This window comes from Streptomyces sp. SID9727, assembly GCF_010550605.1.
Classification (GTDB): Bacteria; Actinomycetota; Actinomycetes; order Streptomycetales; family Streptomycetaceae; genus Streptomyces.
In genome coordinates this window covers 1-8115 of the sequence record NZ_JAAGNI010000265.1, presented here as the reverse complement: position 1 = coordinate 8115, position 8115 = coordinate 1, and the positions used below count along the sequence as shown (strand labels likewise).

Annotated in this window: 10 protein-coding genes; 6 read left to right on the top strand and 4 right to left on the bottom strand. The window is 69.3% G+C overall.

Annotation, left to right across the window (positions count from 1 at the left end; genetic code table 11):
* From G3I41_RS17475 to pstB, 5 genes are all read left to right on the top strand, one after another.
* A partial coding sequence (locus G3I41_RS17475) for an NUDIX hydrolase (RefSeq protein WP_164401157.1) occupies nt 1-410 on the top strand: 410 nt, incomplete at its 5' end.
* A 177-nt stretch (nt 411-587) separates the two neighbouring features.
* Nucleotides 588-1724: a phosphate ABC transporter substrate-binding protein PstS gene (gene pstS, locus G3I41_RS17470; RefSeq protein ID WP_164401156.1), complete on the top strand. Its 1137-nt coding sequence runs from the start codon at nt 588-590 to the stop codon at nt 1722-1724.
* 123 nt (nt 1725-1847) lie between these two features.
* A complete protein-coding gene (pstC, locus tag G3I41_RS17465; RefSeq protein ID WP_164401155.1) occupies nt 1848-2834 on the top strand; it encodes a phosphate ABC transporter permease subunit PstC in 987 nt (328 codons plus the stop codon).
* Nucleotides 2831-3919, top strand: a complete 1089-nt coding sequence (pstA, locus tag G3I41_RS17460) for a phosphate ABC transporter permease PstA (RefSeq protein ID WP_164401154.1) — start codon at nt 2831-2833, stop codon at nt 3917-3919. The genes pstC and pstA overlap by 4 nt, the downstream gene beginning before the upstream one ends.
* A 27-nt stretch (nt 3920-3946) precedes the next feature.
* The gene (pstB, locus tag G3I41_RS17455; RefSeq protein ID WP_164401153.1) at nt 3947-4723 is read left to right on the top strand and encodes a phosphate ABC transporter ATP-binding protein PstB; all 777 of its coding nucleotides are present in this window, start codon (nt 3947-3949) and stop codon (nt 4721-4723) included.
* Between the two features lie 119 nt (nt 4724-4842).
* On the opposite strand, the gene G3I41_RS17450 is transcribed toward pstB, so the two are convergent.
* Both G3I41_RS17450 and G3I41_RS17445 read right to left on the bottom strand, forming a co-directional pair.
* Nucleotides 4843-5841: an inorganic phosphate transporter gene (locus tag G3I41_RS17450; protein ID WP_073964811.1), complete on the bottom strand. Its 999-nt coding sequence runs from the start codon at nt 5839-5841 to the stop codon at nt 4843-4845.
* A 5-nt stretch (nt 5842-5846) separates the two neighbouring features.
* Nucleotides 5847-6467 (bottom strand): DUF47 family protein, encoded by a 621-nt coding sequence (locus G3I41_RS17445; RefSeq protein WP_164401152.1) that lies wholly within the window; start codon nt 6465-6467, stop codon nt 5847-5849.
* A 200-nt stretch (nt 6468-6667) separates the two neighbouring features.
* Between G3I41_RS17445 and G3I41_RS17440 the strand changes: the two genes are divergently transcribed.
* Nucleotides 6668-7045, top strand: a complete 378-nt coding sequence (locus G3I41_RS17440) for a metal-sensitive transcriptional regulator (protein WP_164401151.1) — start codon at nt 6668-6670, stop codon at nt 7043-7045.
* Nucleotides 7046-7049: 4 nt separating this feature from the next.
* On the opposite strand, the gene G3I41_RS17435 is transcribed toward G3I41_RS17440, so the two are convergent.
* On the bottom strand, nt 7050-7280 hold the full coding sequence (locus G3I41_RS17435) for a hypothetical protein (RefSeq protein WP_164401150.1): 231 nt from the start codon (nt 7278-7280) through the stop codon (nt 7050-7052).
* A 115-nt stretch (nt 7281-7395) separates the two neighbouring features.
* On the bottom strand, nt 7396-8115 hold a 720-nt coding region (locus G3I41_RS17430; protein ID WP_164401149.1), incomplete at its 5' end, for a hypothetical protein.

Below are 8115 nucleotides of genomic sequence, written 5' to 3'. Positions count from 1 at the left end.
GCGGCACGGTGCGGGCGGCGGGCTGCGTCCTGTGGCGCCGCCCGCCCGCGCCCGCCGGGGGCGTGCGGCTGTGCCTCGTGCACCGGCCGCGTTACGACGACTGGTCGTTCCCCAAGGGCAAGCTGAAGCGCGGCGAGTCCCCGCGGGAGGCCGCGGTCCGCGAGGTCCTGGAGGAGACGGGCCACCACTGTGTGCCGGGGGCCGTGCTGCCCATGGTCCGGTACGTCGCGAAGGGCCGCCCGAAGGAGGTCACGTACTGGTCCGCCGAGGCCACGAGGGGCTCCTTCACCCCGAACGACGAGGTCGACGCGGTGGTGTGGCTCCCGCCGGCAGCCGCCCGCGAGCGTCTGACCCAGCAGCGCGACCGCGAGGTGCTGGACGCGGCGCTGAAGACGCTGCCGGAGGCGTAGGGCCCGGAACCGGGCCGCCCGCCACGGTTCACCCCCCGTTCACTCACCCCCGTCAACCACGTCACCTGTTCTGCCTAATTTCAGACCTACCGGGTGCAGCGGTCAGCCACTGCACCGCCCGCGTCGCACGCCGCCCGCAACAGCAGCCGCGGCGGTATCTGGAAGGAACACCCGAAAGTGAAGCTTCAGCGCAAGAACCGGCTTCGTGCCACCGCGCTCGGTGCCCTCGCCGTCTCCGGCGCCCTGGTCCTCACGGCGTGCGGTTCGGACGACAACAGCGGCGAGACCTCCGCCACCGGCGGGGCCAAGACGAAGGCCGCGTCCAACGTCAAGTGCGACGGCGCCAAGGGCCAGCTGCGCGCCTCCGGCTCCAGCGCGCAGAAGAACGCCATGGACCTCTGGGTCAAGGAGTACATGGCCGCCTGCTCCGGCGTGGAGATCAACTACAACTCCTCCTCGTCCGGCGAGGGCATCGTCGCCTTCAACCAGGGCACCGTCGGCTTCGCCGGCTCCGACTCGGCGCTGAAGCCCGAGGAGGTCGCCGAGTCCAAGAAGATCTGCAAGTCCGGCCAGGGCATCAACCTCCCGATGGTCGGCGGCCCGATCGCCGTCGGCTTCCACCTGGAAGGCGTCGACAGCCTGACGCTGGACGCCCCGACCCTCGCCAAGATCTTCGACACGAAGATCAAGAAGTGGAACGACGAGGCGATCGCCAAGCTCAACCCCGACGCCAAGCTGCCGGACAAGGCGATCCAGCCCTTCCACCGCTCCGAGGACTCCGGCACCACGCAGAACCTCGGCAAGTACCTGGGCGCCGCCGCGCCGAAGGACTGGAAGTACGAGGCCGAGAAGAAGTGGCCCGCCCCCGGCGGCCAGGCCGCGTCCGGCTCCTCCGGTGTCGCCTCCACGGTGAAGCAGGTCGACGGCTCCATCGGCTACTTCGAGCTGTCCTACGCCACCTCGCAGCAGATCTCCACGGTCGACATCGACACCGGCGGCTCCGCCCCGGTCAAGGCGTCCTCCGAGAACGCCTCGAAGGCCATCGCCGCCGCCAAGGTCAAGGGCACCGGCAAGGACCTGGCGCTCGACCTCGACTACACCACCAAGGCCGACGGCGCCTACCCGCTGGTCCTCGTCACCTACGAGGTCGTCTGCGACACCGGCAACAAGGCCGACACCCTCGGCACCGTCAAGTCCTTCCTGACCTACACCGCCTCGGCGGACGGCCAGAAGCTCCTCACCGAGGCGGGCTACGCCCCGATCCCCGAGGAGATCAACGCCAAGGTCCGCGAGACCGTCGCCGGCCTCTCGTAACCAGCCGTACGACACCCAGCACGTCCGGCGGCCGGTCCGGGACACCCCTCCGGACCGGCCGCCACCCCTCCGGTGCACCGCCGCCAGGGGAGCCCCGGCTCCCCCACACAGACCGGAAAGACCATGGCTTCCACCACACCACAGATACACACCCCACCGGGCGGGCGATCCCGCCCCCGGTCCACGGGCCGCACCGGCGACCGGATCTTCCTCGGCCTCTCGCGCGGCTCCGGCATCCTGCTCCTGGTGATCATGGCGTCGATCGCCGTGTTCCTCACCTACCGTGCCGCGATCGCCATCTCGAAGGACGAGGGCAACTTCCTCACCACCTTCGACTGGAACCCGGCCGGTGACCCGCCCGTCTTCGGCATCGCCGTCCTGCTCTTCGGGACCGTCGTCAGCTCCGTCATCGCGATGGCCATCGCGGTCCCCGTCGCCGTCGGCATCGCCCTGTTCATCTCGCACTACGCCCCGCGCAAGCTGGCCGGCGCGATCGCGTACGTCATCGACCTGCTCGCCGCCGTGCCCAGCATCGTCTACGGCATCTGGGGCGCCCTCGTCCTCGTGCCGTACCTGGAGGGGCTCAACCTCTGGCTCGACCAGTTCTTCGGCTGGACGTACGTCTTCGAGAAGACCGAGATCGGCGTCGCCCGCTCCCTCTTCACCGTCGGCATCCTCCTCGCGGTCATGATCCTTCCGATCGTGACGAGCGTCAGCCGCGAGGTCTTCCTCCAGGTCCCCCGGATGAACGAGGAGGCCGCGCTCGCCCTCGGCGCCACGCGCTGGGAGGTCATCCGCCTCTCGGTCCTGCCGTTCGGCCGCTCCGGCGTCATCTCCGCCTCGATGCTGGGCCTCGGCCGCGCGCTCGGCGAGACGATGGCCGTCGCCACCGTCCTGTCGCCGAACTTCCTGATCTCGCTGCACGTGCTCAACCCGGGCGGCGGGACGTTCGCCCAGAACATCGCGGCGAAGTTCGGCGAGGCCGACGCATTCGGGCGGGACGCCCTGATCGCCTCGGGCCTGGTCCTCTTCGTCCTCACCCTGCTGGTCAACGGCGCGGCCCGGCTCATCATCGCCCGCCGCAAGGAGTACTCGGGGGCCAACGCATGAGCCACGCCACCACCACCCCCGGCGTCCAGGAACTCCCGACGCCCGCACCGGCCGCCCCGAAGGGCAGCCTCAGCAGCCGGTCCCTGCCGCGCCTCGCCCCGCTCGGCTTCGCCGTCGTCGCCGTCGCCCTCGGCATCGGCATCGGCCTCGCCGCCGGCTGGCAGAGCCGCGTGCAGTGGGGCCTGGTCTCCGCGCTGCTCTTCCTGGCCATCTCGTACGTCACCACCAGCGTGGTCGAGAACCAGCGCCAGGCCCGGGACCGCCTCGCCACCAGCCTGGTCTGGGTCTGCTTCCTGCTCGCCGTCGTCCCGCTGGCCTCGCTGCTCTGGACGACCGTCAGCCGCGGCTCCGAACGCCTGGACGGCTACTTCCTGACCCACTCGATGGCCGGTGTCCTCGGGGCCGAGGCCAGCGGCGGCGTCTACCACGCGCTGATCGGCACCCTGGAGCAGGTCGGCATCGCCACCGTGATCTCCGCCCCGCTCGGCCTGCTCACCGCCGTCTACCTGGTGGAGTACGGCAAGGGCGCGCTGGCCAGGGCCGTCACCTTCTTCGTGGACGTCATGACCGGCATCCCGTCGATCGTGGCCGGTCTCTTCATCCTCTCGATCATGCTCATCGCGGGCCTGGAACCGTCCGGCCTGATGGGCGCGCTCGCCCTGACGATCCTGATGATCCCGGTCGTCGTCCGCTCCACCGAGGAGATGCTCAAGCTCGTCCCGAACGAGCTCCGCGAGGCGTCCCTCGCCCTCGGCATCCCGAAGTGGCGCACGATCCTGAAGGTGGTCCTGCCGACCGCGATCGGCGGCATCGCGACCGGCGTCATGCTCGCCGTCGCCCGCATCGCCGGCGAGACCGCCCCGATCATCCTGCTGGTCTTCGGCAGTCAGCTGATCAACACCAACCCCTTCGAAGGCGCCCAGTCGTCACTGCCCTTCTACATCTACGAGCAGTACAAGATCGGTGAGGCCGCGTCCTACGACCGCGCCTGGGCAGCGGCCCTGGTCCTGATCGCCTTCGTCATGATCCTCAACCTGGTGGCCCGCGGCATCGCCCGCTGGAAGGCCCCCAAGACCGGCCGCTAGGCCCGGCGGAAAGCAGCAGTGATTCAGATGGCCAAGCGCATCGACGTCAGCGGACTGTCGGCCTACTACGGCAGTCACAAGGCGATAGACGACATCTCCATGACCATCGAGCCCCGCTCGGTGACCGCCTTCATCGGCCCCTCCGGCTGCGGCAAGTCCACCTTCCTGCGCACCCTGAACCGTATGCACGAGGTCACCCCCGGCGGCCGCGTCGAGGGCAAGGTGCTCCTGGACGACGAGAACCTGTACGGGACGCACGTCGACCCGGTGACCGTACGCCGTACGGTCGGCATGGTCTTCCAGCGCCCGAACCCCTTCCCCACCATGTCGATCTTCGACAACGTGGCGGCCGGCCTGCGCCTCAACGGCTCGTACCGCAAGAACGCCCTCAACGACATCGTCGAGAAGTCCCTGCGCGGCGCGAACCTGTGGAACGAGGTCAAGGACCGGCTGAACAAGCCCGGCTCCGGCCTCTCCGGCGGTCAGCAGCAGCGCCTGTGCATCGCCCGCGCGATCGCCGTCGAGCCGGACGTGCTGCTGATGGACGAGCCGTGCTCCGCCCTCGACCCGATCTCCACCCTCGCCATCGAGGACCTGGTGGGCGAGCTCAAGGAGCGGTTCACGATCGTCATCGTCACGCACAACATGCAGCAGGCGGCCCGCGTCTCGGACCGCACCGCGTTCTTCAACCTGGCGGCGGTCGGCAAGCCCGGCAAGCTCATCGAGATCGACGAGACGGAACGCATCTTCTCCAACCCGTCGGTCCAGGCCACCGAGGACTACATCTCCGGCCGCTTCGGCTGATCCGCCCGGCCCTCCCGTACGGCCTTGGGGTGCTGCATGGCGGTGCCACCACAAGGCGAAAGGGGTCCGCCCCGCACTCCCGAGGGAGTGCGGGGCGGACCCACGTACAGCAGCCGGCGTCAGCCGAACATCAGGTAGACGACCCCGTAACTCGCGGCGGCGACCAGCGCCGCGGCCGGCATGGTGATGAACCACCCCAGGATGATGTTCTTCGCGACACCCCACCGCACCGCGTTCACCCGCTTCGTGGCGCCCACGCCCATGATCGCCGACGTGATCACGTGCGTGGTCGAGATCGGCGCGTGGAAGAGGAACGCCGAACCGAACATGATCGACGCACCCGTCGTCTCGGCGGCGAAACCCTGCGGCGGGTCCAGCTCGATGATCTTCCGGCCGAGCGTACGCATGATGCGCCAGCCACCCGCGTACGTACCGAGCGACAGCATCAGCGCGCAGACCAGCTTCACCCAGACCGGAATCGGGTCGCTCGGGGACTCCACGTCCGCGATGACCAGGGCCATCACCACGATGCCCATCGTCTTCTGCGCGTCCTGGAGACCGTGCCCGAGCGCCATGCCCGCGGCCGAGACCGTCTGCGCGATGCGGAAACCGCGCTTGGCCTTGTGCGGGTTGGCCTTCCGGAACATCCACATGATGGCGACCATCACCAGGTAACCGACCACCAGGCCGATCACCGGCGACAGGAACATCGGGATGACGATCTTGTCGAGCACCCCGTCCCAGTGCACCATCGTCCCGCCGGCCAGCGCCGCGCCGACCATCCCGCCGAACAGCGCGTGCGAGGACGACGAGGGCAGGCCGAAGTACCAGGTGACCAGGTTCCAGATGACGGCACCGACGAGCGCGGCGAAGAGGATGCCCATCCCCTTGTTGCCCTCGGGCGTCGCGATCAGGCCCTCACTGACGGTCTTGGCGACCCCGCTGCCGAGGAACGCGCCCGCGAGGTTCATCACGGCCGCCATCGCCAGCGCCGCACGCGGCGTCAGCGCACGGGTCGAGACCGACGTGGCGATCGCGTTCGCCGAGTCGTGGAAGCCGTTGGTATAGGTGAAGCCGAGCGCGACGCCGATGGTCACGATCAGTACGAAGGTGTCCACGTGGTTCAGGACTCCTTGACCGCGATGGTCTCCACCGTGTTCGCGACGTGCTCGAACGCGTCGGCAGCCTCTTCCAGCACGTCCACGATCTGCTTCAGCTTCAGCACCTCTATGGCGTCGTACTTGCCGTTGAAGAGGTGGGCGAGCAGCTTGCGGTGGATCTGGTCGGCCTGGTTCTCCAGACGGTTGACCTCGATCCAGTACTCGGTGAGGTTGTCCATGGTGCGCAGACCCGGCATGGCCTCGGCGGTCAGTTCGGCCGCCCGCGCCAGCACCTCGACCTGCTGCTCCACGCCCTTGGGGAGCTGGTCGATCTGGTACAGCACGACCAGGTCGACGGCCTCCTCCATGAAGTCCATGATGTCGTCGAGCGACGACGCGAGGTTGTAAATGTCCTCACGGTCGAACGGCGTAATGAAGGAGGAGTTCAGCTGGTGGAAGATCGCGTGGGTGGCATCGTCCCCCGCGTGCTCCGCTGCCCGCATGCGCTCCGCGATCTCGGCCCGGGAGGACGAGTCCGCCCCGAGCAGTTCCATCAGGAGTTTCGAGCCCGTGACGATGTTGTCCGCGGATGCGGAGAACATGTCGTAGAAGCTCGTCTCCCTGGGGGTCAGACGAAAGCGCACGTGGGGTCCTCGGGGTGCTTTGGATTCGGTCAGGCTGATGCTAGGCGCATCATCCGGCCACGGCTAACCGGCATTCTTCAGTGTCGCGCATCAGGCACGGTGATCAGCACGGGACCCCGGTCACGTTTCAGCTGAATTCGTTAGGATATACCCACCAGGGGTATTCAAACGGCAGGGTAAAGGGAAAACGGGAGGCAGCAATGACCACCACCGAGGCCACGGGGACCGGTCCCTCGCCGGACGCGGCACCCGTCGCGGCCCCCGTGGAAGCGATCGTCACCGACCACGACCGCGGCATACACGGCTACCACCACCAGAAGGCCGAACACCTCAAGCGCCTGCGCCGCGTCGAGGGCCAGATCCGCGGCCTCCAGCGCATGGTCGACGAGGACGTCTACTGCATCGACATACTCACCCAGGTCTCGGCGTCCACCAAGGCCCTCCAGTCCTTCGCGCTCCAGCTCTTGGAGGAGCACCTGCGCCACTGCGTCGCCGACGCGGCCCTCAAGGGCGGCGACGAGGTCGACGCGAAGGTGGAGGAGGCCACCAAGGCCATCGCCCGCCTGCTGCGGACCTGACCCGTCAGCCCCGGTGATCGCCCTGCCGGGGGACGGTGGTGCGCTCGGTGACGGTGGTGCGGTCGGTGACAGTGGTGCGCTCGGTGCTCACCTTCACGTCGAGCACCTCGTCGATACGGTCCGCGCTGAGCCGTTCCCCGTGCGCCGCGGAGGCGGCGATCATCAGTTCCCCGCACAGCTCGATCTCGGCGAGCGCCACATGGTCCGATACGGTCGGGGCGCCGAGCGTCACCACGTCACTCACCTCTCACTGCCGTTACCGGCTTCCCAGGGTAGAGATCCCGACACGCACCGCGCATGGCACGGACGGACCATTTCGCCCCCACCCACGCGGGCCCGTGCGAGTCGTCTCACGCCCGCCCCCGCCCGATCTCGCCGGTGTAGATGTCCCGGTCGTGCGGCAGCCGTACGGTGACGGGCACGCCGAACCCGTACAGCAGCGTCGTCGAGACGACCTCCGCCGCCCGGCCCCCGTTGGCGAAGCTGAACCGGTGGCGCACTTTGCGCAGTCGCCCCTGCTCGTCCAGATACGCGTCGAACCGCACGCCCCCCGTGCGGAACCCTTTCGCCGCCGCCACCAGGGCCGCCCGCGCCCCCGGCGCAGCCAGCCGCGCCGCCCGGCCGATGTCCGCGGTGCCCCGGTAGTGCCGCACGGCCACCCCGGCCACATCCGTCTCGCCGACGTACGTCACCGCCCGCGTGCCCCGCAGCAGCTCGGCCGCGGCCAGCGGATCGGTCACCCCGCCGGTGACCAGGTTGCCGTCCTCCAGCGCCGTCGTGTCGATGCGCACCCACTTGCCGGCGGGCACCCCCGCGCCCCGGTTCATCATGTACAGCGCGCCCGGCGCCAGCAGCTCCGTGATCGGCCGGTGCTCCTCCTCGCCCGCCGCGTCGGGCGGCAGCACCACCTTCAGCCGGCCCGACCCGGCCCGGAAGTCGTACGCCCCCGAGCCCCTGATCGTGACCCGGGTGCCCCCGGCGGCCGTCTCCATCGACGTACTCACCTCGGCGCTCGCGACGCCGTCCCCGGCGAGCACCGCCGCCGCCCGCCGCACCACCTCGGCGCCGCC